Origin of the sequence: uncultured Caldilinea sp. (assembly GCF_937128415.1) — a bacterium.
In the GTDB taxonomy this organism is placed as follows: Bacteria; Chloroflexota; Anaerolineae; order Caldilineales; family Caldilineaceae; genus Caldilinea.
Genome location: NZ_CAKZMJ010000026.1, coordinates 26,798 through 53,056, shown reverse-complemented (window position 1 = coordinate 53,056; position 26,259 = coordinate 26,798). Strand labels below are relative to the sequence as shown.

The window sequence follows — 26,259 nt, the reverse complement described above, 5'->3', positions numbered from 1 at the left end:
CTCCACTATTCGAGGACAATCCAACGTGAACTGAGCGGCTCCAAGTGGATCGTGCGCAGCCTCGGCGCGCGCATCGATTCGACCCATCCGGACGGCGGCGCCACCGTCCTTTGCTGCTCGCTGAAGTTGAATGCCAACAACATCCGATCGTCTGCGCTGCGACGCTCCACCAGCCAGACGCCGCTTTCATCATCCAATACATGCGTGATGACCTCGCCGTCGACCAGCGCCGGATGCGCGCGTCGCAGGCGGATTCGTTGCTTTGTATGGGACAGCAGCGAGACGTCTTGCGCAGCGCCCCACACCATGGGATGCCGCGCCTCCTCGCGCCAGGGGCCTTTGGGGCGCGGTTGACTCAATCCGACCTCCGTGCCGTAATAAAGGCAGGGAGCCTCTCCCAATCCGAACAACAGGTCCAGCGCCAGTCGCAGCCGCCGTTTGTCGTCGCCGGCGAGCCACAGGAAACGATTCATGTCGTGGTTGTCGATGAAGGCGGGGCGCAAAAAATCGCGGCGAAAAAAGGCGCGGCTGGCCTGAAGTTGATTGGCGAACCGGCTGGGCGACATTTCGCGGGCGGCGGAGGCGCAAAGCTTGCGCACCGCCCGACAGAACGCAAAGTCGAGACAGCCGTCCAGCCGCCCCGTATAGGTGCGCAGCAGAGCGCCGGTGCGCGTCACCTCGCCGAAGAGCCAGCAGTCCGCCTTCACCTGACGACACGCTGCGCGGAAATGGCTCCAGAAGACATGACTCGGGCCGGCAGCGTAATCGAGCCGAAAGCCATCGGCGCCCGCCGCCAGCCAGTGCTGAGCGGCGCTGCACAGAAAGGTGCGCACGGCCGGCTCATCGGTGTTGAGCTGCGGCATGCCGGCGACGTCGAAAAACGTCCGATAGCCATGTTTGTACATGGGATCAAAGGTGAACCAGCGACGATAAGGGCTGGCCGGATTGCGCAGCGCCTGTTGAAACGGAGGAAAGTTTGCGCCGGTGTGATTGGCCACGAAATCGAGCAGGACGCGCAGCCCGCGTGCATGCGCCTGGGCGAAGAGCTCCAGCAGATCGGCGTTGGTTCCAAAGCGAGGATCGACGTTGAAAAAGTCGATCGGATCGTAGCCGTGATAGGACTCACAGACGAAGACCGGGCTGAGCCAGATGGCCGTGACGCCCAGATCGGCGATGTAGTCGAGCCGCTCGATCACCCCGCGCAGCGAGCCTCCGGTGAAACGCTCCATCTCCTCCGGCGCCAGCCAGCGATGCTCACCGCCGGCGAAACGGTCGACCAAAATGTGATAAATCACCGCCTCTCGCGCCCAGTCCGGCGCAGTCAGCGCATCGACGTGATAGCCATAGAGCGTGGGCGTCTCCGGGGTGCGATCCAGGTTGATCTCGCTGCTCCAGACGGAGCATGGGGGCGAAGCGGTGCGCCACGCCTCGATGCGATATTGCACCAGCGTCCCGGCTGGCTGTGCGGGAATCTCTCCCTGCCAGAGCGTCACATAATCCCAGAGCAACGGCTCCCAGCGCACCTCCACCGGCTGCAACGGAAGGGCAAGGCCCCGGGTTGCTTTTCCCTGGCCGCCTTCTGGAAAGGAGCCGTCAAAGGTGACGTAGGCCGTCACCCGGTCGACAAAAATTTCGGGGCCGGTCTGAACGGTGATGCGCACCGGCTGCCCGGGAAGAGGGTCCAGAGGCTCGATGGCGTAAAAATGGCGGACGCCGCTGCGCGCTGCTCGCTCCGTCGCCAGCAGGCGCTGCTCGTCCGCCTCGATGCCGCCGAAGACGAAATCATCCATGACAGGGTGGAGCGGTTCAGCCATGGGCGAAGCGCGCCCAGGACGCTGCGCTAGCCTTTGACCGAACCTGCGGTGAGGCCGCTCACCAGATAGCGCTGCAACGCCAGGAAGATGACGACGATCGGGATGGCGCCGATCAGGGCGCCGGCGGCGAAGACGCCCCAGCGGTTGGCGAACTGGTCGGCGATGAACAAGCTCAGCCCGACGGCGAGCGTATAATTCTCGGAGCGGGTCAACATCACGCGCGCAAGCACAAACTCCGAGTAGGTGCCGATGAAGATCAACAGGCCGATGACGGCCAGGATGGGTCGCACCAACGGAAGGATCACCATCCAGAAGGTCTGCCAGTGGGAAGCGCCGTCGATGATGGCGGCCTCATCCAGGTCGCGCGGAATGGAGTCGAAATAGCCCTTGGCCAGCCAGGTGTTGACGCCCAGGATGCCGCCCAAATAGAGCAAGATCAGGCCGCCATGGGTGTTGAGGCCCAGCCAGGGAATGTAGGCGCCCAGCTGTTGCAAGATCAAAAACAGAGCGACCATGTTCAGGAAATTGGGGAAGACCTGGATCAGCAAGATCGTCTGAAGCAGCGTGCGCCTGCCCCGGAAGCGAAAGCGCGAGAAAGCGTAGGCCGCCATCGCCGTGAAGATCACGCCGAAGACGGTGGTGATGGTCGCAATCTTCAACGAGTTCCACATCCATGTCCGGAACGGGAACATTCGGCTCTCGAAGAGATTCACGTAATTGACGAAGCTGGGATTGTCCGGAATCAACTTCTGATTGACGAGCGAGTTGCTCGGATTGATGGAGGCCGAGAAGATCCAGACGACCGGAAAGAGCGCGAAAATCAGCATCACGATGGCCAGCGCAATGCGAAAGAGCAGCGCGATGCGACGACGTCGCGAGATGGAGCCGACCTTTTTCGTTCGGACGGAGAGGCTTGCGCTAGACATTTTCGGATCGCTCCTCCAGCATATGCGTATACCGGAACTGGAAGTAGGTGATGATGACCAGGATCAGGAAGATGGCGACCGTGATGGCGGCGGCGTATCCCAGATCGGCGCCGCGGCCGCTGGCGAACGCAATGCGATAGGTGTACGTCACCAGAATGTCGGTGTGGCCGACCGGCGAAATCGTGCCGCTCATGGGCGGACCGCCCTTGTTGAAGAGTTCGATCACGACAAAGTTGTTGAAGTTAAAAGCGAACGAGGCCACCAACAGCGGCCCCATCGTAATCATCAGCAGCGGCAAAGTGATGTTCCAGAAAGCCTGAATCGGGCCGGCGCCGTCGATCTCGGCCGCCTCGTAGACATCTGAAGGCAGCGCCTGCAGCGCGCCGGTGGAGATCACAAACATGTAGGGGAAGCCCAGCCAGAGCTGGATGAGCAGGATGCCGATCTTCGCCCAGAACGGATCGCTGAACCAGGAGGGCGCCGAGCCAAAGACGCCGGCAATCATGTTGCTGACGACGCCGTACTGCGGATTGAGCAGACCGACCCAGATCGGCACGCTGATGAAGGCCGGAATGGCGTAGGGAATCAGCAGCAGCGAGCGCAACAGCTTGCGCATCGGCATCTCCGGCACGTCGAACATGATGGCCAGAAAAAGGCCCAACGCAAAGGTGATGAAGACGCTGGCGGCTGCGAAGATCACCGTCCAGATAAAGACGCTCACAAAGGGTCCGCGCAGCGCCGGGTTGGTCAGCAGGCGCTGAAAATTGTCCAATCCGATCACCACCCGGAATCCTGGCCGCAAGGTGGAGCCATCGTCGGCCGTAAAGGTGCCTCGAATCGGGCGATAGACCTTGCCGGTGGCGTTGTCGATCAGCACATCCTGGCTGCTGTCATAGGTGTAGCGCTGTTCATATTCGGCTGCGCGTCCAATCTGGCGCTCACTCACCCGAAAAACCTGGGGGGGCTGACCGAATTCCAGCGCCACCAGGTTCTGCGTATGACGCAGCCGCTCTGCGCGCGACAACTGTCGAAAACCATCGATCTCGGCAGGGGGCTCCCCCTCGGCGGGCTCGACGGGCTGCCCGGGGCGGGCAATGAACTTCTCTCCGGTCTCGGGCGATTCCAGCCAAAGCAAGTATTCCCCTTGCGGCGAGACGTAGGCCGTCCACTCGAAAAGGGGGGCCCCTTCGGGCAGATACATTTCCCGCTCCAGTTGTCGAATCGCCACCTGCTTGGTCAGTAAATGGCCGTCGCCGTAATTCGTGAAGGCCGTGTAGATCGTGGAGAAGATTGGATAAATGACAAAGACGCCCAGCAGCGCCAGGCTCGGCCCGATCCATTGCAGCGGATAAAGTTCAGAGCGCAGATAGATGGCGTTCAACAGCAGCGTGACAGCCCCGATGACGATCGCCAGCGCATATGCACCATCTCGCAGCAGGTTGTACATCAGCCAGATAGCGCCTGCGTCGAGAAGGGCGAGGATGACGAGTCGCAGAATCAGGGCGAGAGGGCTGGAAATTGAGCGGCGAGGGGGAGCCTGGGCTCCCCCTGCCTTTGCAACGACTGCGCTGCTCATCTGCTGCCTGCGATTGCCGCTCGAATCTGCTCAGCCGCGTTCTTGAACGCGACATCCGGCGCTTCGCGCTGCTGGCTGATCAGCACGATGGCGTCGCCCCAGGCCGACCAGACGACCGACATCTCTGGGATGGCCGGCATCGGCAGGCCGTTCTCGCCCGCCGCGGCGAAGGCGGCAATGTCCGGATCGGTGATCTTTTCGCGCACCGGCACGAAGGCGGAAGGCCGCGGGTCGGCGTCGAAGATTTCCTGCATCGCCTCCTCGGTGGCGACAAACTCCTGGAGGAAGGTTTGCGCCAGGAGCGGGTTCTTGCTGAAGGCGTTGATCATGAAGCCCTGGACGCCGAGGAAGGGCTGGGCGGGCTGCACCTCGCCGGGGATGGTGGTGACGACGTACGGAACGCCCGACTCTCGGATGCGCGGCAGCGCCCACGGGCCGGTGATGATCATGGCGGCGTCGCCGTTCTCAAAAGCGGCGTGCATGATGTCGTAGTCGACGGCCGAACCCGCCTTCAGATGCCCGGCCTTGTACATATTGTCGAGCCAAACGGCCGCAGCAATCGAGCCTGGGCTGTCGATGCCGACGTCGTTCGGGTCATACCCCTGTTCAGTCAGGCCAAAGACATAGCCGCCGAACGCCGTCTGGATCGGGAAGAAGTGATAGGGATCGCCTTCCTGGCGAATGTACGCCTGTTTGACGACGCCGGCGCCCTCGAGTTCGGCCGCCAGCTCGGTCACTTCGCTCCAGGTGGCCGGGACCTGCTCGACAATGTCCGGGTTATAGACAAAGGCGACGTTCTCGGTTGCGTAGGGCATGCCGTACAGTTTGCCGTCATAGATAAACGCCTGCACAGCCGCCGGCAGGAACTGATCGGCGGCGGCGCCCAGCTCAATCTCCGCCAGGAGACCGTTCTCCACCAGCTCGCCCAACCAGTCGTGCGCGCCGATGATGATGTCCGGGCCTTCGCCGGCCGGACCAGCCACCTTCAAGTCGTCGCGAATGTTGCCGAACCCTTTTTCGGTGACCACGACAGGGATGCCGTACTCCGCTTCAAACTTCTTGCCAAGCTCCTCCAACACTTTGGCGCGCGTGTCGTCGGCCCAGATCGTCAGCGAAACCTCAGCGGCGGGCGCCGCCTCTTCAGCCGGGGCTTCGGTGGGGGTTGCCTCTGCGGGCGCCGCCTCTGCAGCCGGGGCTTCGGTGGGCGTCGCTTCCTGAGCAGGAGCCGGCGGCGCAGGCGTCGGCGCCGGCTGTCCAGGGCACGCCGTCAACATCAAGGCAACGACGACGAGCAGAGACAACAAGATTCCTTTGTTGCGCATACAACTCTCCTTTTGATTTTGTTGTTGCTTACAACGAGAAACGAGAGATTTCTGCAAACTCCGAATCTCTTCAGATCAAGAAATCCGGAGATAGCATACATGGCTATAGGCAGCGAGATATGCTGTACTCCGGAGATGTAGACAGATGAGCGGCGTAGGCTGAGCATAGAGGTTCGTGGAGAACTTTTTCCGTAACGCCCATCAAAACGATCGCCAACCATTATAGCCGATGACGCCGGAAATCGACAAGTCGCCTTCAAAGGCTGGAAGTCGGCGCTTTGCAGACCAAAGCCAGAGAGACGCCGGAGAGCAGCGCAGGCCGCCTTCAGCGTCTCTCTGACGCAAATTCTGAGAAATTTCGAGAGGAGGAGCGGCTAAGCGAGCCGCTTCGGCAGGCGCGGCAGCGCCCGGCTGGGACGCGTGCTGCGGTCGGGCTTCGGGATGGGCTGTTGGGCCAACAACCGCAGCGCCTCCTCGATGGCGCGTTCCAGCTGAGGATCGCGCCCCGCCACGTAATCTTGCGGCGTCACCTCCACCTCGATGTCCGGCTCGGTTCCGTAGTTTTCCACCATCCAACCGACGTCTTGGAACCAGAAGCTGTATTCCGGCTGCGTCGTGATCGTGCCGTCCACCAGCGAATGGCGTGGGGCGATGCCGATCACGCCGCCCCAGGTGCGTTTGCCGATCAGCGGCCCCAGTTTCAGCAGCTTGAAGCTGTGACAGAAGATGTCGCCGTCGCTGCCGGCCAGCTCATTGGTGACCGCCACGATCGGCCCCGCCACCGACTCCAACGGATAAGGCGCGACGCCGCCCCAGCGCGAGGCGTCGTAGCCGATGCGCCGACGCGCCAGTTTTTCCAGAATCAACTGGCTGACATGGCCGCCGCTGTTGTAGCGCACATCCACGATCAGCCCTTCGCGCATGACTTCGGCCAGAAACCCGCGGTGAAATTCGGCGTAGCCGCTGGGGCCCATGTCCGGGATGTGCACATAGCCGATGCGTCCTGCCGTGGCCTCGTGCACGCGGCGACGGTTGCTTTCCACCCAGGCGCGATAGCGCGCGTCGCTGTCGTTGGCCAGCGTCTTGACGACGACATAACGCAACTCGATTTTTTCGGATTTCTGCGTCTTTGTCGAGTTGTTTTCTTCACCGGCGGCGGTCATCGCGTCGCTCCTTGGCGCTGGCCGCGGCGCCAGCGTCAGGAGCACCTCCTGATTGGCCTGATTGACCAGCAGGTGAGCGGGCGAGGTGTTTTCATCCAACCGCTGGCCGTTGATAGCCAACAGAATATCCCCTTCGCGCACATCGACGCCCGGCGCCGCCAGCGGTGAAGTCGCCTTCGGGTTCCACGGGTCTCCTTCGATGATATTTTCGATGCGATAGCCGCCCGCTTCGGCGTCCCAGAGGAAGTCTGCGCCCAACATGCCCTGGCTATAGTAGGGGGAAGGACGATAGTCGCCGCCGAACTCGTAGGCGTGGCTGGTGCCCAGCTCGCCCTGCATCTCCCACACGAGATCGCTGAATTCGCTGCGCGTGCTGATGCGCTCGAGGAGGGGACGATAGCGCTCGTAGACGGCGCGCCAGTCGACTTCCGCCATGTCTTCTGTCCAGAAATGGTCGCGCTGGAGCCTCCACGCCTCGCGGTACATCTGCTCCCATTCGCTGGGTGGGGAGACCGACACCTTGATGCGGGACAGGTCGATCCAGCCGCTGCGTCGCCCTGGGCCACTCTCGCTGGGCGCTTTCTCCGTGGCGGAAATCACGCGCAGCCGCTTCCCGCTGAAATAGAGCAACTTTTTTCGATTGCGGGAGAGGTCGAAGTTGGACACATTTTCGGCGATCGTTTCGCTTTTGTAGTCCTTAAAGATCCAGGCGCGCAGTGCGCCGCTTTCGTTGTCTTCATTGTTCCAGCTCTGCTCATCATCGAGCGCGCCGTGCAGGTCGAAGACGGTGAAGAGCGCTCTGCCTGGCGCGCCCATGATCTGCCCATAGCGTCCGTCCTCCACCGGGAAGGCCAGCACGCGACGCTCGATCCCTTCGAGGTCGATGAGGACGGGGCGCGGCTTGCGACGAGCAGGCGGCTTTGGCTTTTCCGTTTTCGGAGTGAACGCGCGTTGGGCCTGTTCCTGAACGGCGGCGAGCAGGTGTTCCGGCTGCGGTTCAGGCGCCGCCTGGTCAAACCGTCGACGGCTCACCTCTTCTCCAGCACGAGCGTGAACCCACCCCAGAGTCTCTTCGCCATCTGAATCATCGTCTTCCAGATCATCGAGCGCTTCGTCATCCGCATCCTCTTCGTCATCCGCCTCGATTTCCTCTTCTTCTTCCACCTCTTCTCCTACGTCTTCCGCCTCTGCCTCTGCGTCCTCCGTTTCCTCTTCCGCCTCCTCGTCAGGCTCCTCTTTGGACTCGGCTGCGTCTTCCATCTCTGGCCAGGGCACAAAGGGATTGGGCAGGTCGTTGCGCAGCAGGATCAGATAAGGGCGCATTCCCCAGGGAAAACCAAGGTCGAAGTGGAGATTGTCATAGACCGGGTTGAACTCCCGATAGCTCAAAAAGTAGAGATAGTTGCCGTCAGGATCGAAGGAGGGCGCCACATCGTGCAAGATCGGCCGCGTGACGGCGATCGGATTGGGCCATTGCGCAGAGGTCGATTCGACGGAAGGCGAGGAGGCGTTGCCCTGCGCCTGGCTTGGCGCCTTTGCGCCTGCAGCGTTCTGAGGCGCTTCCTGCGCTTCCGGCAGGCGATAGAGTCGGATCTCGGTTGCGTTCAGGCCGACGCCAAATCCATAGGCCAGCCAGCGACCATCGGGCGACCAATCCATGCCGGCGATGGGGCGCCACTCGCTGCGGTCGACGCGGGTCAGCTCGCCGGTGTTGAGGTCGACGATCAGCAGCTCCTGGCGATGGTTGCTGATGGCGACCTTGTCTTCAGTCGGCGACACTTTCAACGCCACCGGTCGACCGATGTCGAGTCCGCTCAAACGTCGCGGCGGCTCCGCGAGATCGGTGGAGAAGATCACCAGCTCCTCTTCGCCGTTGGCGTCGTCCACCATTACGATGCGTTCGTCGTCGTTTAAAAAGTCGGGCAGGCGATAGCGGACGCCGTCGCGTTGGCCGAGTTGGACCACCGGGCCTTCATGGTTGAAGAAGGTGAAGGCTTTGCCGCGCGTGGTTACAGCGAGGGCGTTGCCGACCGGATTGAGCCGGGCGCCGTCCAGATAGATGATCGCAGGGGAGAACTTCCGGTTGCGCTGCACGCGCGGGCTGCGATATTCAACCTCCACTTTTTCCACGCGCTCGGTCGCCGGGTCATAGACATACAAATCGGCGCCGGCGTGATAGACGATGCGCCGACCGTCGGTGCTGGGATTGCGTGCGTAGAAATCTTCGTGGTCGGTGTGGCGGCGCAAATCTTCGCCGGCCGGCGTCACGCTGTAAAGGTTGCCGATGCCCTCATGGTCGCTGATGAAGTAGATGCGCCCGCCGTCTTCGCCCGGCAGCCACATCGGCGAAGCGATGTTGCCACGGATTTCGGGGAGGAAACGTTCAAACTGACCGTCGCCGTTGCGGTCGATCCAGAGATGGCCGGTGGTGCCGCCGCGGTAGCGTTTCCAGCGGGCAGGGTCTCCGGTGTTGCGACCGATCACGACGCCGCCGTTCGGACCAAAGGCGATGGAGCGCGCCGGCCCGACGGGGATCTGCGTCACCCTGCCGCCCGTCTCCTGCATTGAGATGGCGTAGATGGCGTATTCCTGAGGATGAAAGTGGCTGGCGTTGGAGGAGAAGAGAATCTGCGTCCCGTCCTGCGTCCATCCCAGCACCTGACAATTGGCGTTGAGATAGGTCATGCGCCGCGCGCTGCCCCCGGCCGCCGGCATCAGGTACACCTCCGGCATGCCTTCCTCTCGACCGACAAAGGCCAGCCATTCGCCGTCCGGAGAGAGCGCCGGATAGTTCACCTGGCCCAGGTTGCTGGTCAGCCGCCTTGCCAGGCCGCCCTGTCGCGGCACGCTCCACAGGTCATCTTCAGAAACAAAAACGATGGTGTCCTGGTGAATCGTGGGGAACCGATAATAGCCGTCATTCATAGGTCTGCTTCTTTGCGTTCTCCTGACCCTACCCTCTTGCAATTTCGAGGTCTCAGCCCATCTTGTGCAGCCTTTGCACATATCCCGAGAAACTAAAGAGGCGCAGGAAAAGCCCAGCGCCCCTCATCATCCCAGATCAGTATACTCTTATGGCCGACGCACACCAAAAAAAGCGAGGATGTCCAGGACGCTCCTTGTGGTGATGGACGTTGCGGCGGGTGTTGGAATGGTTGCGCAGCTACGCTACTCAGACTCTGCCTCGGCGGCGCGAAGCAGGACATAAAAGCGATGGTTGCGGATTTCTCCGCTGACAAAGCTATGCAGAAAGTAAAAACCTGCGCCCTGAAATAGACGAAGGGAACGCCGATTGACCTCGGCGACGGTGACGCGGAAAAATCGGGGCTGGAAGACAGCGGCGCCGAACGCCAAAATCTGCTCCAGAAATGTGCGGCCAAGGCCGCGGCCGGTGAGGGCCGGATGCAGACCCAGGCCGACATCCAGCGCCGGCAGCGAATAATCTCCGCCGGGCACCTGCGCGTCTTCGCCGAAGCAGCAAAAGCCGATCAAGCGTCCGGCTTCATCGTGGGCGGCGTAGTAATGAAAATCCGGCCGCAGCAAGGCGGCGACGTCGTTTTCAAATTCTTCTGCGTCGGGTTCGTCGAAAGGCGGCAGATCGGCGTAGCGCCAGCGCAAGACGGCGCGCGCTTCCTCTTCCGTGATCGGGGCGAATGAGATGCGCATGGTTCTGTGCTATCTTGCCAACGCTTGCGCTAAATCGGCGATAAGATCGTCGGGGTGCTCCAGTCCGATCGAGAGGCGCAGCAGGTTCGCCGGCGTCGTCGTATGCGCGCCCTCCACCGAAGCGCGGTGTTCGATCAGGCTTTCGACCCCGCCCAGGCTGGTGGCGCGCGTAAACAGGCGCACGCGCGCCGCCACGGCCATCGCCTCCTCTGCGCCGCCGCGCACCTGGATCGAAAGCATGCCGCCATAGAGCTTCATCTGGCGTCGGGCGACGGCGTGACCTGGATGGGTGGGGAGGCCAGGATAGTGCACCGCCGCCACGGCCGGATGTTCGGCCAGAAATTCGGCGACGCGCTGCGCATTGGCACTGTGACCGCGCATGCGATAGGGCAGCGTGCGAATGCTGCGCAGCAATAGCCAGCAATCAAACGGCGAAGGAACCGCCCCACCGATCGTCTGCACCAGCCGGATGCGTTCAAAGAACTCGTCAACTTCTCTGACAACGACGACGCCGCCGAGCACATCGCTGTGGCCGCCCAGATATTTGGTGGTGGCGTGCATGACGAGATCGGCGCCGAGCGCCAGCGGCTGTTGACCGACCGGCGAGGACCACGTGTTGTCGACCGCGCAGCGTGCGCCGGCGGCGTGCGCAATTTCGGCGACGGCGGCGATGTCGGTGATCTTGAGCAAGGGGTTGGACGGCGTCTCCACCCACACCAGTCGCGTCTGAGGACGCACGGCTGCGCGCACGGCGTCCAGGTCGGCCATGTTGACGATGCTGTAGCAGAGGCCCCACGGCGCCATCACTTCGCGCAGCAGACGACCGGCGCCGAAATAGACGTCGTCGGGGAACAGGACGTGATCGCCTGGAGCAAGCGCCTGGAAAATGGCGCCGGTGGCCGCCAACCCGGACGCAAACGCCGCCGCAGCGGCGCCTCCCTCCAGCGCCGCAAGCGCCGCTTCCAACTCATGGCGGTTGGGATTGGCTGTGCGCGTATACACATAACCGGAAGGATAGCTCCCATCCGCCGCGCGTTCGAAGGTGGTGGAAAGGTGAATCGGGGACATCACTGCACCGGTGGCTGGATCAGGCGTATGACCGGCATGGATCGCAAGCGTTTCGATGTGCATCTCTGTGCTCACCGCGGAATCCCCGTGATGCGAATCCCGCTCCCCTGCACTTTATAACGAATGTTGACGCCGATCAAGACGGCGGTCAATCCTTCAACCACCGAGGAGTTGGCGAGCGGACCGGCATCGACGCCGAAGAAACCGGCGGCCCGGATCAGCTCCAGCGCCACGGCTTTGGCTTCTTTGCTGTCGCCTGTGTAGAGGACGTCGCAGTCCGGCTGCCAGCTCAGATCGCGCAAGTGGCCGGCCGCAATGTTCTGAAATGCAGCCACCACCTGGACGCCTTCGCCCAGCTGACGTTGCAATTCCTCCGCCGCCGAGCCTGCCTCCGGACGCCATGCGACGGAAACGCGCGGCGGCTTGAGCGGGACGACGACCGTGATCACCACTTTTCCCTGCGCTCCTTCGGCGATCTGGGCCGCCATGTCCGCCTGACTGCTGTAGGGAACGCTGAGCACGATGACGTCGCTGGCCGCCGCTGCGCCGGCGTTGTCCTCCCCGCGGATCTCGGCGGCGCCGGCAGGCAACAGGGACGCCAGCTCAGCTGCGACGGTCTGCGCCTTTTCCCGGCTGCGGCTTCCGATGATCACAGGATAGCCGGCGGCCGCCCATCGCACCACCAGTCCAGAGCCTTCTGCGCCGGTGCCGCCGATCACGCCGATCACAGGTTTCGACATACAAGCTTCTCCATTCCGCGCTGTCGTATGGATTATTGCTGGGTGAAGTACTGATCGAGCAGACGATCGAGCTCCGCCAGGTCGATCGGTTTGTTCAGAAAATGATTGGCGCCCGACTGGCGCAAGCGTTCGTTGTCGCCGCTCAGCGCCGTGATCACCGCAATCGGGAGGTCGACGAACTGGTCAACGGCGCGCAGACGACGAATGACCTCAAGTCCATCGAGTCGAGGCAGGTTAATGTCCATCAAAACAAGTCCTGGGCGCTCTCTGATGGTGAGATCGAGCGCTTCCGGCCCTGTGCGCGCCACGACGACCGGCACGCCATACATCGAAAGGTACTCCGATAGCGCGTAGACGTTCGCCTCATTATCCTCCGCTAGCAGCACAAGCCGGCGTCGCTGCGGCGCCGACGCCTGGACGGCGGCTTGCTTCTCGGCGGCCACCGCCACCGCTGAAACGTCGGAAGGCTTCCACGGCAACTCGAGGGTGAAGCGGCTGCCGACGCCGGGCTTGCTCTCCACCAGAATGTCGCCCCCGTGCTGGCGCGCCAGGCGTTGCGAAAGCGCCAGCCCCAAACCGGAGCCGACGTTTTGCTGAGAAAGTTCATTGTCAATTTGAACAAAAGGTTTGAACAACAGGGGCATGTCCTCTTCGGCGATGCCGACGCCGGTGTCCCATACGACGAATTGAACCTGCTCGCGCTCGGGGGCGCCGAGAATCTCGACGCCGACCGAGCCGCCTTCCGGCGTGAACTTGACGGCGTTGCTCAACAGGTTCACCAGAATCTGTTTGACGCGCAACCGATCCGCCTGGATGGCGCCGACCCGCTCATCGCGTTGCACAGAAATTTGTAGACGCTTCTGTTCTGCGAGCTGTCGCACGAGGTCGATCACCTCAGCGCAGAGCGGCTCGACTTCCACCGATTCGATCTTCAAGCGCATTTTGCCGGCCTGAAGTTTGCTTAAATCCAGGATTTCGTTGATCAGTTCCAGAAGATGCTGCCCGCTCGCTTCGATGACGCGAAACGACTCGCGCTGACGCTCGGTCAAGACGCCGTCCAGCTGCTCTTGCAAAATGTGCACAAGAGACAACATAGCGTTCAGCGGCGTGCGCAGCTCATGGCCGATGGTGGAAAGAAGATCGTCTTTTATCCTGGAGGCGTTCTCCAGGTCGCGATTGGCGGCCTCCAGTTCAGCGATGCGCTGCTGTTGTTCGACGAGCTGTGCGTGCAAACTGTCCAGCCGATCTTGCAGCTGCTCCAGTGTAGTCGAGGTCGTTGTCGGCATTTGGGCTATTCGTGTTTCTGATCTTGATCACAAATTAAACAATCGTCAATCCAGATAAATCAAAACACCCCCAAAAGTATAGGATTTTCTGGTCGATCTGTCGAATAAGCCTTCAAGCCTGAAGGAACTTTTATCAAAACATCGCCCAATAGCGCTCCCAGGTCGCCTGCGCATGGCGACGGCTGCGCGCTGCGATCTCGGCCTCATCGAGCGTGAGCAGCTCGCGGTTGCGCATCAGCGTTTCCCCCTGGACAATGGTACTGTGCACATGCGTCCCGCTGATTCCGAACAGGATGTGCCACGGCAGGTTGTCGGGCGTCAGCGGCGTGGTGGGATGATAGTCCAGCAAGATCAGGTCGGCGTAGGCGCCCGGCGCAATCACGCCGAGCGGGCGCTCGAAGAAGACGGCGGCCAGACGACGATTGTTGAACACCGCCATCTGAACCACTTTGTCGGCGCCCAGGTAGCGAGGATCGCTGTGCGCCGCCTTCTGGAGCAGATCGGCGACCTTCATCTCCGCAAACATATCGTTGCTGAAGCCGTCATTGCCCAGGCAGACGGCCATCCCTTTGCGCAGCATGGGGGTGATCTCTGCAGCGCCGACGGCGTTGTTCATGTTGGAGCGCGGCTGGTGACTGACGAAGGTGCTCGTCTCGGCGAGCAGCGCCATTTCCCAGGCGTCGATGTGCACGCAGTGCGCCATGATGCTCTCCGGCCCGGTGACGCCGAACGCATGCAGGCGCTCCACCACGCGCTGACCCGACTTTTGCAGGCTGTCGTACTCGTCGGCGGGATGTTCGGCGACGTGAATGTGGAAGCGGTTCGATTCGCTGACGCAACGCTCCAGTGTGGCGTCGGAGAGGGTCAGGCTGGCGTGCAGGCCAAAGGTGGCGGCCAGCCGGCCTTGATGCGCCGCCCGGTTCGCCTCGACCCATCGGCGAAAACGCACATTTTCGCGAATGCCGGCCTGCGCTGCATCCGGCCCGTCGCGATCGGTCACTTCATAACAGAGCGCCGCGCGCAGCCCGCTGCGTTGCACCGCTTCGGCGATCGCGTCCAGGCTGCCGTCGATGGCGCGCTGACTGGCGTGATGGTCGATCAGGGTTGTGGTTCCATTGCGGATGGCGTCGACGAGGCAAACCTCCGCCGAGCTGCGCACGCCCTCCAGATCGAGCGCCTTATCGAGCCGCCACCACAGGGTTTGCAGAATCTCCGGGAAATCCTTAGGAGGCGGCCCTGGAATGTACATGCCGCGCGCAAATGCGCCGTAAAAATGCGTGTGCGCACAGATCTGTCCGGGCATCAGAATCAATCCGCCGGCGTCCCAACGTTCATCGTCCGGGTAGGCGGTGAGCACAGAGGGGCTATCGCCCACCATGTCGATGACTCCATCCGCGTAGCGCACTGCACCGTCATCGAGGATGCGGTTGTTCTGGTCAAACGTGATCACTTTGGCGTGATGAATGATCATGGCAGGCAGTTCACGTCGATCGTGCAGGGTTGCTTTAGTTGCGAAATTTTCAGCAGGAAAAGTATATCACGGCTTGAGATCGGCTTTCAACAGCTTGAGAAACGTGCGACTGCGCACCGCAACAAATTTTCACAGCTCCACTTCCTGACCGACGCCCTGCTCCTTTGCGCGGCGATAGACGAGCGCCGCCGTCATCGCATCCTGCAGCGCCAGGCCGACCGATTTGAAGAGTGTGATCTCCTCCGGCGAGGTTCGTCCGGCGACTGCGCCCGTGACAACTTCAGCCAGCTCGGCAACGACGTGCGCCGGCCCGATGGCGCCCTCCTGCATGGGGATAAGGATGTCGCCCGCCTCCACCTGCGCAGCCTGCCGACGGTCGACGACCACGCGACTGCGGCGCACCGCCTCCGTGTCGAGCTCGCGCGTGGTCCGGGTGTACGCGCCGATGGCGTTGATGTGCACGCCGGGTTTGAGCCATTCGCCCGGGAAAAGGGGCGTAGGGCTATTGGTGGCGGTGCAGAGGATGTCCGCCGCCTCGACGGCGCTGCGTATATCAGGGGGCGCGGTCACGGGAATGCGAAGCCGGTCGGCCATGTGCGCTGCAAAGGCGCGCGGATCCTCGCGCGCAATGACGTAGACCTGCTGAATTGGGCGAACGGCGGCCATCGCCAACAGTTGCGGACCGGCCTGCACGCCGGCGCCGAAGATCGTCACGACGCGTGCATCGGGCCGCGCCATGTAGCGAGTGGCGACGCCGCTGACTGCGCCGGTGCGCATGGCCGTAAGATATTCAGCGTCCATCAACGCCAACGGCTTGCCCGTGCGTGCATCGTGCAAGAGCAGCACAGCGTGGATCGTCGGCAAGTCATAGCGGCTGCGATTGTCGTTGTAGACGGTGACCACCTTAACCGTCAGCGCGGCGGGGTCGCCGGCCACAAATGCGGGCATAGACAGATGAATGCCGTTGTATGGCGCGATGGGGGTCGCCAGTCGCTGCGGCATCTCCACTGCGCCGACGGCGAGCCGACGAAAGCCCTCTTCCACTGCAGCGATCGCATCGGGCATCGTGAGCAGGTTTTCGACGTCGCGACGGGTCAAAATCAGCATTGCGGTTCCATCTCCATTCTTCAGAGCCGACCTCTACGCCTCCAGTCTTTCCAACACAAACACCGGAATTTCCCGATGCGCGGCGCGGCGACGATAGGCGGCGTAGCCGACGTAGATGGCGTCGGCAAGCAGCCAGTAGCGCTCCCTCTCCTCCGGCGTCGCCTCGCGGCTACGATAGGTCGCCGAACGCCCCTGGTAGGTGACGGTGGCCACGGGATGGGCGCGCAGGTTGTAGCTCCACGCCGGTGCTTTCGGCCCGCCAAAATTGGTGGCGAACAGGATCAATTTGTCGCCGTCCACCCCGGCGATGAGCGGCGTCGTACGCGGTTGGCCGCTCTTTGCGCCGGTCGTCGTCAGCTCGATCACGGGCAGGCCGGTCAACAACGTGGTGGCGGTGGTGCGTCCGCCGGACAGGACGGCGACCGCGTGGTCGAGATGGCGCAACGTTTTCGACAGCAGCCAGGCGATCGGCGCCGTGGAAGCCAGGCGCTTGATCCCGCGTTGCAGGGCATTGGGCGGTCGAAAATCGAGCGTCATGTGGGAATTGTATCACCCGGTTGCGGAATTTAAACTTTGCTTGACCCTTGAGTGTTCGATCAGATTGTGCTACACTGAAAAGCGGATTCCAAAGCGATTTTCTTCAGAAAGCTCTGGAGCTTCTGAACGGCGAAAGGTTGAACGAGCACTTTTAGTTTAACAGGAGGCGCATCTGGAGAGCTTGCAACTTGCCCACCGGCTCGTGGACATCATCGAGGAAAAACAGGCGACCGACATTGTGTTGCTGGATGTTCATGAGCAGACTTCCCTCGCCTACTACTTCATCATCGCCACTGTAGACAACGAACGCCAGGCCAAAGCCATCGAAGACGACCTTCTGGAGAAGCTGCGCTTGCAGCAGAACCTGCGGCCGTTGACCGTCGACGGCGTCGATGGCCAGGGTGGCGGCTGGTCGGTGCTGGACTACGGCGACGTGATTGTGCACCTCTTCACAGAGGAAATGCGTCGTTACTACCGGCTTGAGGAACTTTGGAGCAAGGCGCACGTCGTCGTCAAAATGCTGTAGCGCAGTTCACGCTGTGCAACGCATGCGTTTTTATCACATGCGTTGATGTCTGCACCGTGCACAACGCAACACGAAATCCGGAATACGCACCACCTTTTAGCAGCCTGATCGGGAAGGAAGCGAGAACGTATGGTTGGTGGAGGGAAAACCGTCGGGTTGGTCTTAATGATCGTCAGCCTGGTGTTGTTGCTGGCCTTTGGCGGATGGCTGCTGACGGCGTTCTCCGCCAACGAAACGACGAGCGGCGGCGCCATCCTGGGGCTGTTGCTGGCGCTGATCGTGATTGCGCCGCTCTTCGGGATCGGCGCTTATCTCTTCCGCAAGGGCGCCCAAGAGGCGAAAGAGTACGCGCAGGTTGCCAAGGAAAAGCAGATCCTCAACGCCGTGTTGACGCGCGGACAGGTGACGATCACAGAATTGATTGCGGAGTTGCAGATTCCCCGCGAAGAGATTGAGAGAATGATCCAGGACCTGGTCGGCAAACAGCTTTTCAGCGGCGCCATCAACTGGGACAAAGGCGTCCTCTACAGCGTCGAGAGCCAGAAGCTGGCCGGCGACCACAAGTGCCCGAACTGCGGCGGCGATCTCCAGTTCGCCGGCAAAGGTCTGATCGTCTGTCCCTACTGCGGCAGCCAGGTCTTCCTGACCAAGCGCGCGGCGGCGCAGACCGCCTGAGGGCCAGGGATGCCTCTGCGAGCGAACGCACTCACCGCAGAGGCGTTAAGTGCGCAGCGTTTGACGCCTGTAAAGCCGCGGTGACCTCTGCGTCTCGGCGGCGAAACTTGTTTGCAAATAGAAGAATCAAGGGGTTCGGGAGGGGATCATGACCGAAAATTTTGTAGAGTTCGCCAAGAGTCAGATGGGGGCGGTGGAAAGACTGCTCAAGGGGTTGCCCGGCGTCAAGGGCTATATCGACAAGGAGCTGCGGCGCGATGCAGACAAACGGGTGCGCGACGCTATCGCAGCGTCCTTAGAACAAAGCAAAGCGGCGCTCACCGCTGCGCAAAGCGCGCTGCTCAAGAGCGGCGGGCTGGCCAAAATGGCGGACGTCAATGAAGCCATCGTCGCTTTGCAGACGCTCGCCGACCGCGTCAAGACTGCCACCTACGGCTACGCCGGTTTCTTTGATCCGGTGCGTATCAAAGAAGAGCAGTTGGATGCGCTCGTGCGCTTCGACCGCTCGCTGGCGCAGAAGGTCGGCGCCATCAACGAACAGATTGCAGCGCTGGCGCAGGCCGTCAAAGATCGCGCGGACATTGGACCGGCGCTCGATAGGCTCAACCAGACGATCGCGGAGCTCAACGCTCTCTTCAGCAAGCGTAGCCAGGCGATCGAGACGCCCGGCCTGCTCGATGACCCGAATTTTGCGCCGTCGGTCGATGCAGGCGGCGAGACGTCGGACGCGTCCGGCGCTTCCTCTTCAACGAATGGCTGACGGGGAGCCTGGCTCCGCAGCAAAATCTTTTTCCTCAAAAGGAGACAACTATGGCAAGAGTCATCGACGTCATTGAAGCGCCCAATCAGGGGCCGAACGACATGGTGGTGCGCGTCCCGGAGGTCGGCTCCGGCGACTTCCGGCTGGGAAGCCAGGTGATCGTACGCGAAAGCCAGACCGCCGTCTTCTATCGCGACGGCAAATCGCTGGACGTCTTCGGGCCAGGCCGTCACACGATCACGACCGCCAACCTGCCGATCATCAGCTCGATGATGAACTTTTTCACCGGCGGCAACAACATCTTCACCGCCGAAGTGTACTTCGTCAACATGCGCGAGTTCACCGATCTCAAGTGGGGAACGCCACAACCCATCAGCCTGCGCGACAGCGAACTGGGCTTTGCACGCGTGCGCGGCTTCGGCCAATACACCATCCAGATCGCCGAACCCAAGCGCTTCGTCGATCAGATCGTCGGCGCCCAAGGGCTGTATCGCACCGGCCAGATCGAGGACTACCTGCGCAACGCGATCGTCAGCAGCCTCACCGACGTGTTGGGCGAGAACATGAAGAGCATCTTCGATCTGCCTGCTTTGACGGATGAGCTGAGCGCCGCCATTCGTGCAAAGGCCGCCCCTGCGTTCGAGGCGATGGGCATCAAGCTCAAACAGTTGATGGTCGTCTCGCTCACGCCCACCGAAGAGACCGCCAAGGCCATCGACGAGCGCGCGGCCATGGGCGCCATCGGCAACATGGACGCTTACCTGAAATTCAAGGCGGCGCGCGCTATGGGCGACGCCGCTGCCAGCCCGGCGGGCGGCGGCGCGTCCGAAGGCGTGGGGCTGGGCGCAGGCCTGGGATTGGGGGCAGGCATGGCCGGCATGATCATGCAGTCGATGCAGACGCCCTCGCAGCCTGCCGCCGCGCCTGCGCCATCGTCATCGGCGGCGACGCCCTCCGTCATGACGCTGGAGGAAGCCGCCGCCTACCTCAAAGTTTCCGTGGCGGACGTCGAGGCGGCTATCAACGCCGGCGAGCTGAAGGCGCGCAAGATCGGCAATCAGTATCGCATCTCCAAAGAGGCGATCGACGCCTTCCTGGCGGGCTAAGGAGGCGAGACCTTTCCATTCTCCAGGCAATCTGGAATGGTTCTTATGGCGCTTGATTCGAGGAGACGAGAAGACAATCGAGTGCGCGGCTGGGAGGTTGCACTCGCGCTCGTTGTGCTGGCGGCCTGTCTGCTCGGCGGGCTTGCGTTGGCGGAGCAACGAGCGCCCGGCCCTGTGATCGGCGTGTTGCAATTTTCCGCGCCCATCAATTTTACGACCGCCGATCAGCTCGTGAGGCTCATGGAAGCCGCGCAGCGCGATCCGTCCGTCGCCGGCGTAGTGCTGGAGATCTCCAGCCCAGGCGGGTACGCCACCAGCAGCGAAACGGCCTATTACACCCTGCTGAACTTTCGCAAACACAAGCCGCTGGTCGTCGTCGTCAACGGATTGGCGGCCAGCGGCGGCTATTACATGGCGGCCGCCGGCAACCGCATCTACGCCTCGCCGAGCAGCTACGTCGGCAACGTGGGCACGCGCGGCAGCCGCCCCACCGATCCGACGCTGGCGCCCGACGAGATGACCAGCGGCCCCTACAAGTTGGAAGGAGGCAGCCGTTTCGAGCAGATCCGCCAGCTTGACCTGGTGCGCAACGCCTTCCTCAACAACGTCGTCACGCAACGCACCCATGCCGAAGTCAATCCGCTGAAGATCAGCGCGGCGGAGATCGCGGAGGCGCGCATCTACCTGGGCAGCGAGGCGCTGGCGTTGGGGCTGATCGACGGCGAAGGCAGCCGCATCGAGGGCGTCGAGGCTGTGGCCGAGCTGGCCGGGCTAGAGCATTATGGCGTCGTCGATCTGCCTGCCTACCTGAATCTGGAGCCCGTTGCCACCTCCGGCGATCTCTTCAGCGCAGCGCAATCGTTGCTGGCGGAAGCGCCTCCCGGCGCAGTTCTGATGCTGGATTCTCGCATCCCCTTCCCAGAGCGCGCGCCTGCGGCCGGTCGGGAGCATCTGCGCAAGCCGCGCCCAGGCGTAGAGGCGCTAGGGTCAGACAGGCCATGAGCTGCACAGGTGGAGTCGCCCCATGAGACGAAGCGCGTTCTGGCTGTTGACCTTCCTCGTTGGCCTGCTGTTGCTGATCGGCCCCACCGCCTGGCGCTACCTGGAGAGTCGATCTCCGGCCAGCAACTATGCGCCGCCGGAGATCCCCACCGCCGCCATCGCTGCGACGCCCATTCCGACGCCAACTCCTGCGCCTGCACCGGTCGCCGGAGAGCTTCCGGAAACGCCGGTCAAACGCGGGCCGGTCGTGGTCGACCTGGCGCACTACTCCGCCATCCGCCGCGATCGCTTCCAGCCGCTGGCCGGCGCCCTGGCGGAGCGCGGCGTCGATCTGCGCTTCTGGCTGCCCACCGTCCCGCTCGAGAGCGTGCGCTCTTTCATCGAATTTCCCGATCAGTCCGAAGCGTTGCAGAAAATTTTGGCCGACGCCAGCGCTTTGGTGGTCGTCAGCCCTTACTTCCTCTACAGCGAAAAAGAAGTCCAGGTTGTCGAGCGCTTCCTGGCCGACGGCGGGCGGCTGCTCGTGATCAGCGATCCTGACATCGAAAGCGACGCTGCGCGCGACACCAACAGCCTGGCCAACGCCTTCAACATCGTCTTTCACGAGGACTACCTCTACGACACCGTCGACAACGACGCCAACTACATCTTCTTCTTTCAGGGCGATTACTTCGACCAGGCGGCGGGGCTGAAAGGCAGCCGCATCGCCTTTTACGGCGGGCGCAGCATCGGCGGCGCCATGACGCCCCAGGCGCGCAGCGCTTCCACCACGCTCAGCAGCCTGCGCATCGGCCAGAGCAACTTCACGACGGTCGCCATCGGCGGCGCGCCGGCCACCGACACCGCCGGTCGCGTGCTGGCGCTCAGCGATTTCGACGTGTTGACCGATCCTTATGTGACGCGGCACGACAACCGGCGCATGCTCGAATTTGTCGCCGATTTTCTCGCCGGCGGCGCACGCATCCAGACGATCGCCGATTTCCCCGCCTTCTTCGGAAAGACGGTGGCCCTGGTCGTCGACAGCAGCGATCCGGTCGGCGCGCAGGCGATCGCAAAGGCGGCCGAACTGCAGCGTCTGCTGGAGCTTTCCGGTCGCTCCTTGCAGTTGGGCGCCACGCGCTGGCTGACCGACAGCGCAGCGGGCGACGCCGATCTGCTCTACGTGGCCCGCTATCAAGACGCCGACCGCTCCACCACGCTGCTTGCAGACATTGGCTTCGCGCTCGAAGAGCGGGTCATCACTCCCACGGTCAGTGCGCCGCTTCCCACGCCGACCGTCGCCGTCACACCCGAACAGGAGCCTTTCCCCGTGCTGCCGCCGGAGGACAAGACGCCGCCGACGCCGGAAGGGACGCCGGAGCTTCCTCCGGTGACGCCCGCCCCCGATGCGCCGCCGGCCCCGACGCCGGTCTCCACCCCGCTCACGCTGACCATGGCGCCTGACGTCGCAAGAGGCGCAGGCGACGTCGTTGTGCAGGCGCCAACGCCCGGCGCAACGACGTCGCCGACAGAGGAGCCGACGGCTTCGCCCGATGAGGCCGGCGAGACGAACGGTCCGGCGGATGCAGAAGCCACCGCCTCGCCGGAGGCTACGCCGCAGCCGCCAAACGCACAGACGACGCCGGAGGCTACACCGTCCCCTGAGCCGACGCCTACGCTTCAACTCTTCCTCGTGCGCGCGGACGGCATCCAGCTGCTGGCGGCGGAGACGCAGCTCTTCATCCAACGCATCGAAGAAGACAGCCGAAAGATCGTGGCCGTGCTTGGCGCCGACGCCGGCGCCATCGAAGCGGGGCTGACGCGTCTGCTCAACCGCGACTTCTCCGGCTGTCTTATCCAGAATGAGCTGGTCATCTGTCCCTATCGGGCGGAGGCGGGAGCCACGCGCGGCGCCGCTGCACCTGCCCCCACCCCTGCAAGCGCAGCGCGCCCCGAACCTGGTGCACCGAGCGCAGGAGAGGGCGGCGACGTTCTGATTGTGGACGACAATCGCAACGCAGGCGAGGGGGAAAGCGGCGAAGCGGAGCTGTACGCAGCGCTGCTCTCCCGCGCGGGCTATGCGGTCACGCTCTGGTCGACCCGCGAGCGGGGCTATCCGACGCCGAACACGCTCCTCTCGTTTCGTTGGGTGATCTGGAGCGACGCGCTTTATGAACGCAGCGGGGTGCGCGGCGAGGCGCTGCAGGCCATCGGCGCCGTCATCAACAGCGGCGGCAAGGCGACCATCAGCAGCCGCATGCCCTTCTTCGGCGTGGGCGCCGAGCCTCCCTCGCCGATCGCCGACGTCATCGTCGATCCGGCTGCGCCGGAGCTGGTGCAGGGGCTGCCGACCGATCCGATTGCGCTGCCGGAGGGGTTGCCTCCGGTCGTTCCACTCACCCGCAATCCGGAGCAGACGGCCAACGCCACGATTGCCCTGCGTCGCGGCCCGGCCAGCGCCGCCGCCGAAGCCCCCGTGATGATGCTCTTCACCGACGCCGCCGCCGACGAGCCGAAGGGCGCCAAACTGCTGATCTTCGGCATGTCGATCGCCTGGCTGCCGGACGACGTCGCCGAGCAGCTGGTCAAGAACATGGCGCAGGTGATGCTGACGGAGGCGGGGCCGTAGATTTTCTCATCAGCAAAATCGAGCAAAACAACGGTTTCCATGTCTCTGGCCTACACAAACTTCGACCTTCTCGCCGACCCGCTTTCAGAAACAATCTATCGCATCCGCGTCATCGGTTCGCCGGCCGGACAGGCGCAGGCGACATGCGCGCTGACGCCAGAGCTTGAGGCCATCGCCGCCGAGGTCGCCGCAGGGCTGAAGGCGGAGCGGATGGACGGAGACCAGGCGAAGCGGTGGGGGAGCGCACTCTATGCGGCGCTCTTTTGCGGCGAGGTTGAAACTTGCCTGCGTCGCAGCCTGGACGCCGCCCAACGCGAAGGGCGCAACCTGCGCATCCGCCTCAATCTGACCGACGCACCGGCGCTTGCCTCGTTGCCCTGGGAGCTTGTCTACTCTCCTACGCTGGAGCGTCATCTGGCGCTCTCAAACCGCACGCCCATCGTGCGCTATCTGGCGCTCGGCGAAGCAGAGCCGCGCCTCGCCGTTGAGCCGCCGTTGCATCTCCTGTGCGTGCTTGCCGATCCCTCCGACCTGACCCCGCGGCTGGATGTGGAGCGAGAATGGCGCACCCTCCAGGAGGCGGTGGCGGCGCCGGTGAAGGCCGGCGCGCTGAAGGTGGAGCGGCTCTCTGCGCCGACGCTGGCCGGGCTGCGCAGCGCTCTGCGCCGCGACAACGTCCATCTGTTGCACTTCGTCGGGCACGGCTGGTTCGACGCCGCCGGCGATCGGGCGGGGCTTGTGCTGGAGGACGAAGCAGGCCAGGCGGCTCTCGTCGATGCGGAGACGCTGGGCGTGCTCCTGGAAGGCCACCGTTCGCTGCATTTGGTCTTCCTCAACGCCTGCGAAGGCGCGCGCAGCGATGACCGCAGCGCGTTTCAGGGAACGGCGCAGCATCTGGTGCGCATCGGCGTTCCTATCGTGATCGCGATGCAGGCCGCCATCGGCAACGAGCGGGCGCTGGCGCTGGCGCAGGAGTTCTATCGCGCCCTGACCGATGGCTACCCTGTCGAAGCCGCCGTCACCGAAGCGCGCAAAGCGCTCTTCGATGCCCATCGCTCGCCTGACTGGGCGACGCCGGTGCTCTTCACCCGCAGCGCCGAGCCTCTTCTGGCGCCCAAAGCGCAGGAAGAGAGCGCAACTGCAGCGCCGACCGTCGCAACGCCTGCGGAGCGATTGACGTTTGAACCGGAGACGGTGACGATCCCGGCGGGCGCTTTCTGGATGGGGGACGTTGATGCGCCGACGGAGTGGCGCCGCCACGAGGTTGCGCTGCCCGCCTACGCCATCGGCAAATACCCGGTCACCAACCAGCAGTACGCCGTCTTTGCGCAACGCTTTCCGCAACATCGGCCCCGAGGAGTCAACTGGTTCTTCACCACGCCGCCGGCGGATCGCCTCGACCATCCTGTGACGGGCGTCTCCTGGCATGACGCCGTCGCCTATTGCGCCTGGCTTGCGCAGCAGACGGGGCGGCGCTATCGGCTTCCCAATGAGGCGGAATGGGAGAAAGCTGCGCGCGGGGTGGATGGTCGCACCTATCCCTGGGGCGAAGCGCCGCCGACGCCTGCGTTGTGCAACGTCGCCGGCGATCGCACGCGCGCAGTCACCGCCTCGTCGGCGGGGTGCAGCCCTTACGGAGTCTGCGATCTGGCCGGCAATGTGCGAGAATGGACGACGACGCGGTGGGGAGAGGACGCGCGACGGGCGACGTTCACCTATCCGTACCGCCTCGATGCGCGGGAAGCGCAGAGCGAACGCGCCAATGAGCTAAGGATCTGTCGCGGGGGAGCTTATGACGACCCGCCGGCGTTGTTGAAGTGCAGCGCTCGAACCATTGTCCATTCCGACGCGCGACTGCCCACGGTGGGCTTTCGCGTCGCCTGTGATCTCTAAAGCCGCCCTGCGGAGAGTTGCGATGCCCGGCGCCATTGCGTGGAATTACATTGCAGAGCAGATCAATCGCAAGAAATGCACGCCTGTGGTGAGCGACCAGCTGATCCTGGAGACGCTCTTTCCGCGGCGCGCGCTTTCTACGGAATGGGCGCGCTCCAGCCAATATCCGCTGGCGGACACTTCGCTGGCGCTGGTGGCGCAATACCTCAGCGTCACCTACCGCGACGCCTACCGCGCCAAAACCGAGTATCTTCAGTTTCTCATGCAGCGCTATCTGGAAGCCGCCGAACAGGATGCAAACTTCAACCGCGCGCTGCTCGACCAGGTGCGCCGCGAGCGCGGCCTCAGCTTTTCCCGTCTGATCGGCGAGCGACTTGGCTATCCGGCGCCGGGCGACATGGAAAACCCACTCAACCTGCTGGCGGCTTTCGACATGCCGATCTTTCTGACCACCAGCCCTCATCTGCTGCTGGAGACTGCCCTGCGCAACTTGAACAAACGCCCGCGCACCGAAGTCTATCTCTGGCATCCTTCGCTGGAGGCCGTCATCCCGCCGGAATTTCATCCTGACCCCGATTTTCAGCCGACGGTGGATGAGCCGCTCGTCTATCACCTGCATGGATTGGACGAGTTTCCCGACTCGCTGGTGCTTTCCGAGGAAGATCACTTTGATTTCATCGGCAACGTCATCCACGACTTCCGCGAGATCGGCAAGATGCCCAACGCCGTGCGCAACGCCATCTCGAGCACGATCCTAATCCTCCTCGGCTACAACATGCAGTCGTGGGAGATGCGCATCATCTTGCAAGAGCTCATCCGCGATCAGCCGCGGCGCCCCCGCAGCGTCGCCATTCAGCTCGACCCGCGTCATCTGCCGGACATTCTGGACGCTGAGCGCTTTCAGGAGTACGTGCAGCTCTACCTCTCGCAGGATAAGTTTCGGTTCGACATTTACTGGGGCGATGCGCTGAGCTTTCTCAAACAACTCTGGCAGGCCTGGCAAGGTGAATAAA

Annotated in this window: 20 protein-coding genes; 8 read left to right on the top strand and 12 right to left on the bottom strand. The window is 63.0% G+C overall.

From position 1 onward, the window contains the following. Nucleotides 1-5: 5 nt before the first annotated feature. The 12 genes from Q0367_RS03425 to Q0367_RS03370 all read right to left on the bottom strand — a co-directional run bounded on the left by Q0367_RS03425 (nt 6) and on the right by Q0367_RS03370 (nt 16,676). Complete coding sequence (locus Q0367_RS03425) at nt 6-1,814, bottom strand: alpha-amylase family glycosyl hydrolase (protein ID WP_298980970.1); 1,809 nt, start codon at nt 1,812-1,814, stop codon at nt 6-8. A 26-nt stretch (nt 1,815-1,840) separates the two neighbouring features. Then, on the bottom strand, nt 1,841-2,740 hold the full coding sequence (locus Q0367_RS03420) for a sugar ABC transporter permease (RefSeq protein ID WP_298980968.1): 900 nt from the start codon (nt 2,738-2,740) through the stop codon (nt 1,841-1,843). Next, nucleotides 2,733-4,316: a maltose ABC transporter permease MalF gene (malF, locus tag Q0367_RS03415; RefSeq protein ID WP_298980967.1), complete on the bottom strand. Its 1,584-nt coding sequence runs from the start codon at nt 4,314-4,316 to the stop codon at nt 2,733-2,735. The genes Q0367_RS03420 and malF overlap by 8 nt, the downstream gene beginning before the upstream one ends. After that, nucleotides 4,313-5,638, bottom strand: a complete 1,326-nt coding sequence (locus tag Q0367_RS03410; RefSeq protein ID WP_297631226.1) for a maltose ABC transporter substrate-binding protein — start codon at nt 5,636-5,638, stop codon at nt 4,313-4,315. The genes malF and Q0367_RS03410 overlap by 4 nt, the downstream gene beginning before the upstream one ends. Nucleotides 5,639-6,012: 374 nt before the next feature. Continuing rightward, complete coding sequence (locus tag Q0367_RS03405; RefSeq protein ID WP_297631229.1) at nt 6,013-9,726, bottom strand: S41 family peptidase; 3,714 nt, start codon at nt 9,724-9,726, stop codon at nt 6,013-6,015. A 243-nt stretch (nt 9,727-9,969) separates the two neighbouring features. Next, nucleotides 9,970-10,467, bottom strand: coding sequence for a GNAT family N-acetyltransferase (locus tag Q0367_RS03400; protein ID WP_297631232.1), 498 nt, complete (start codon nt 10,465-10,467; stop codon nt 9,970-9,972). A 9-nt stretch (nt 10,468-10,476) separates the two neighbouring features. After that, entirely contained in the window at nt 10,477-11,598 is a 1,122-nt protein-coding gene (locus Q0367_RS03395) for a PLP-dependent aspartate aminotransferase family protein (protein WP_363325830.1), read from the bottom strand. An 8-nt stretch (nt 11,599-11,606) separates the two neighbouring features. Beyond that, nucleotides 11,607-12,275, bottom strand: a complete 669-nt coding sequence (gene npdG, locus Q0367_RS03390; RefSeq protein WP_297631236.1) for an NADPH-dependent F420 reductase — start codon at nt 12,273-12,275, stop codon at nt 11,607-11,609. A 32-nt stretch (nt 12,276-12,307) separates the two neighbouring features. After that, the gene (locus tag Q0367_RS03385) at nt 12,308-13,561 is read right to left on the bottom strand and encodes an ATP-binding protein (RefSeq protein ID WP_297631238.1); all 1,254 of its coding nucleotides are present in this window, start codon (nt 13,559-13,561) and stop codon (nt 12,308-12,310) included. A 133-nt stretch (nt 13,562-13,694) separates the two neighbouring features. Beyond that, a complete protein-coding gene (gene ssnA, locus Q0367_RS03380; RefSeq protein WP_297631240.1) occupies nt 13,695-15,032 on the bottom strand; it encodes a putative aminohydrolase SsnA in 1,338 nt (445 codons plus the stop codon). A gap of 129 nt (nt 15,033-15,161) precedes the next feature. After that, nucleotides 15,162-16,139, bottom strand: coding sequence for an ornithine cyclodeaminase family protein (locus tag Q0367_RS03375; protein ID WP_297631243.1), 978 nt, complete (start codon nt 16,137-16,139; stop codon nt 15,162-15,164). Nucleotides 16,140-16,172: 33 nt separating this feature from the next. After that, nucleotides 16,173-16,676: a nitroreductase/quinone reductase family protein gene (locus Q0367_RS03370; protein ID WP_297631245.1), complete on the bottom strand. Its 504-nt coding sequence runs from the start codon at nt 16,674-16,676 to the stop codon at nt 16,173-16,175. 181 nt (nt 16,677-16,857) lie between these two features. Here Q0367_RS03370 and rsfS point away from each other — a divergent pair, with 181 nt between their 5' ends. The 8 genes from rsfS (at nt 16,858) to Q0367_RS03330 (ending at nt 26,258) form a co-directional block, all read left to right on the top strand. Then, the gene (gene rsfS / locus Q0367_RS03365) at nt 16,858-17,202 is read left to right on the top strand and encodes a ribosome silencing factor (protein WP_297631247.1); all 345 of its coding nucleotides are present in this window, start codon (nt 16,858-16,860) and stop codon (nt 17,200-17,202) included. Between the two features lie 129 nt (nt 17,203-17,331). After that, entirely contained in the window at nt 17,332-17,877 is a 546-nt protein-coding gene (locus Q0367_RS03360) for a TFIIB-type zinc ribbon-containing protein (RefSeq protein WP_297631250.1), read from the top strand. A gap of 148 nt (nt 17,878-18,025) precedes the next feature. Beyond that, nucleotides 18,026-18,637, top strand: coding sequence for a hypothetical protein (locus Q0367_RS03355; protein ID WP_297631252.1), 612 nt, complete (start codon nt 18,026-18,028; stop codon nt 18,635-18,637). A 50-nt stretch (nt 18,638-18,687) separates the two neighbouring features. Beyond that, nucleotides 18,688-19,743: an SPFH domain-containing protein gene (locus tag Q0367_RS03350; RefSeq protein WP_297631255.1), complete on the top strand. Its 1,056-nt coding sequence runs from the start codon at nt 18,688-18,690 to the stop codon at nt 19,741-19,743. A 45-nt stretch (nt 19,744-19,788) separates the two neighbouring features. Then, complete coding sequence (locus Q0367_RS03345; RefSeq protein ID WP_297631258.1) at nt 19,789-20,745, top strand: S49 family peptidase; 957 nt, start codon at nt 19,789-19,791, stop codon at nt 20,743-20,745. 22 nt (nt 20,746-20,767) lie between these two features. Further along, nucleotides 20,768-23,353, top strand: a complete 2,586-nt coding sequence (locus tag Q0367_RS03340) for a hypothetical protein (protein ID WP_297631261.1) — start codon at nt 20,768-20,770, stop codon at nt 23,351-23,353. Between the two features lie 39 nt (nt 23,354-23,392). Next, nucleotides 23,393-25,246 (top strand): SUMF1/EgtB/PvdO family nonheme iron enzyme, encoded by a 1,854-nt coding sequence (locus Q0367_RS03335; protein ID WP_297631265.1) that lies wholly within the window; start codon nt 23,393-23,395, stop codon nt 25,244-25,246. Between the two features lie 22 nt (nt 25,247-25,268). Further along, entirely contained in the window at nt 25,269-26,258 is a 990-nt protein-coding gene (locus tag Q0367_RS03330) for an SIR2 family protein (protein ID WP_297631268.1), read from the top strand. Nucleotide 26,259 lies beyond the last annotated feature (1 nt).

Bases quoted from the DNA above. Each gene is read 5' to 3' on its own strand.
- Q0367_RS03370 (WP_297631245.1), bottom strand. From the start codon at position 16,676: ATGACGCTCGATTTTCGACCGCCCAATGCCCTGCAACGCGGGATCAAG.
- Q0367_RS03385 (WP_297631238.1), bottom strand. From the start codon at position 13,561: ATGCCGACAACGACCTCGACTACACTGGAGCAGCTGCAAGATCGGCTG.
- Q0367_RS03410 (WP_297631226.1), bottom strand. From the start codon at position 5,638: ATGCGCAACAAAGGAATCTTGTTGTCTCTGCTCGTCGTCGTTGCCTTG.
- Q0367_RS03350 (WP_297631255.1), top strand. From the start codon at position 18,688: ATGGCAAGAGTCATCGACGTCATTGAAGCGCCCAATCAGGGGCCGAAC.
- Q0367_RS03425 (WP_298980970.1), bottom strand. From the start codon at position 1,814: ATGGCTGAACCGCTCCACCCTGTCATGGATGATTTCGTCTTCGGCGGC.
- Q0367_RS03360 (WP_297631250.1), top strand. From the start codon at position 17,332: ATGGTTGGTGGAGGGAAAACCGTCGGGTTGGTCTTAATGATCGTCAGC.
- Q0367_RS03340 (WP_297631261.1), top strand. From the start codon at position 20,768: ATGAGACGAAGCGCGTTCTGGCTGTTGACCTTCCTCGTTGGCCTGCTG.
- Q0367_RS03330 (WP_297631268.1), top strand. From the start codon at position 25,269: ATGCCCGGCGCCATTGCGTGGAATTACATTGCAGAGCAGATCAATCGC.
- malF (WP_298980967.1), bottom strand. From the start codon at position 4,316: ATGAGCAGCGCAGTCGTTGCAAAGGCAGGGGGAGCCCAGGCTCCCCCT.
- Q0367_RS03395 (WP_363325830.1), bottom strand. From the start codon at position 11,598: ATGCACATCGAAACGCTTGCGATCCATGCCGGTCATACGCCTGATCCA.
- Q0367_RS03420 (WP_298980968.1), bottom strand. From the start codon at position 2,740: ATGTCTAGCGCAAGCCTCTCCGTCCGAACGAAAAAGGTCGGCTCCATC.
- Q0367_RS03335 (WP_297631265.1), top strand. From the start codon at position 23,393: ATGTCTCTGGCCTACACAAACTTCGACCTTCTCGCCGACCCGCTTTCA.
- Q0367_RS03375 (WP_297631243.1), bottom strand. From the start codon at position 16,139: ATGCTGATTTTGACCCGTCGCGACGTCGAAAACCTGCTCACGATGCCC.
- Q0367_RS03345 (WP_297631258.1), top strand. From the start codon at position 19,789: ATGGCGCTTGATTCGAGGAGACGAGAAGACAATCGAGTGCGCGGCTGG.
- Q0367_RS03400 (WP_297631232.1), bottom strand. From the start codon at position 10,467: ATGCGCATCTCATTCGCCCCGATCACGGAAGAGGAAGCGCGCGCCGTC.
- Q0367_RS03355 (WP_297631252.1), top strand. From the start codon at position 18,026: ATGACCGAAAATTTTGTAGAGTTCGCCAAGAGTCAGATGGGGGCGGTG.
- Q0367_RS03405 (WP_297631229.1), bottom strand. From the start codon at position 9,726: ATGAATGACGGCTATTATCGGTTCCCCACGATTCACCAGGACACCATC.
- ssnA (WP_297631240.1), bottom strand. From the start codon at position 15,032: ATGATCATTCATCACGCCAAAGTGATCACGTTTGACCAGAACAACCGC.
- npdG (WP_297631236.1), bottom strand. From the start codon at position 12,275: ATGTCGAAACCTGTGATCGGCGTGATCGGCGGCACCGGCGCAGAAGGC.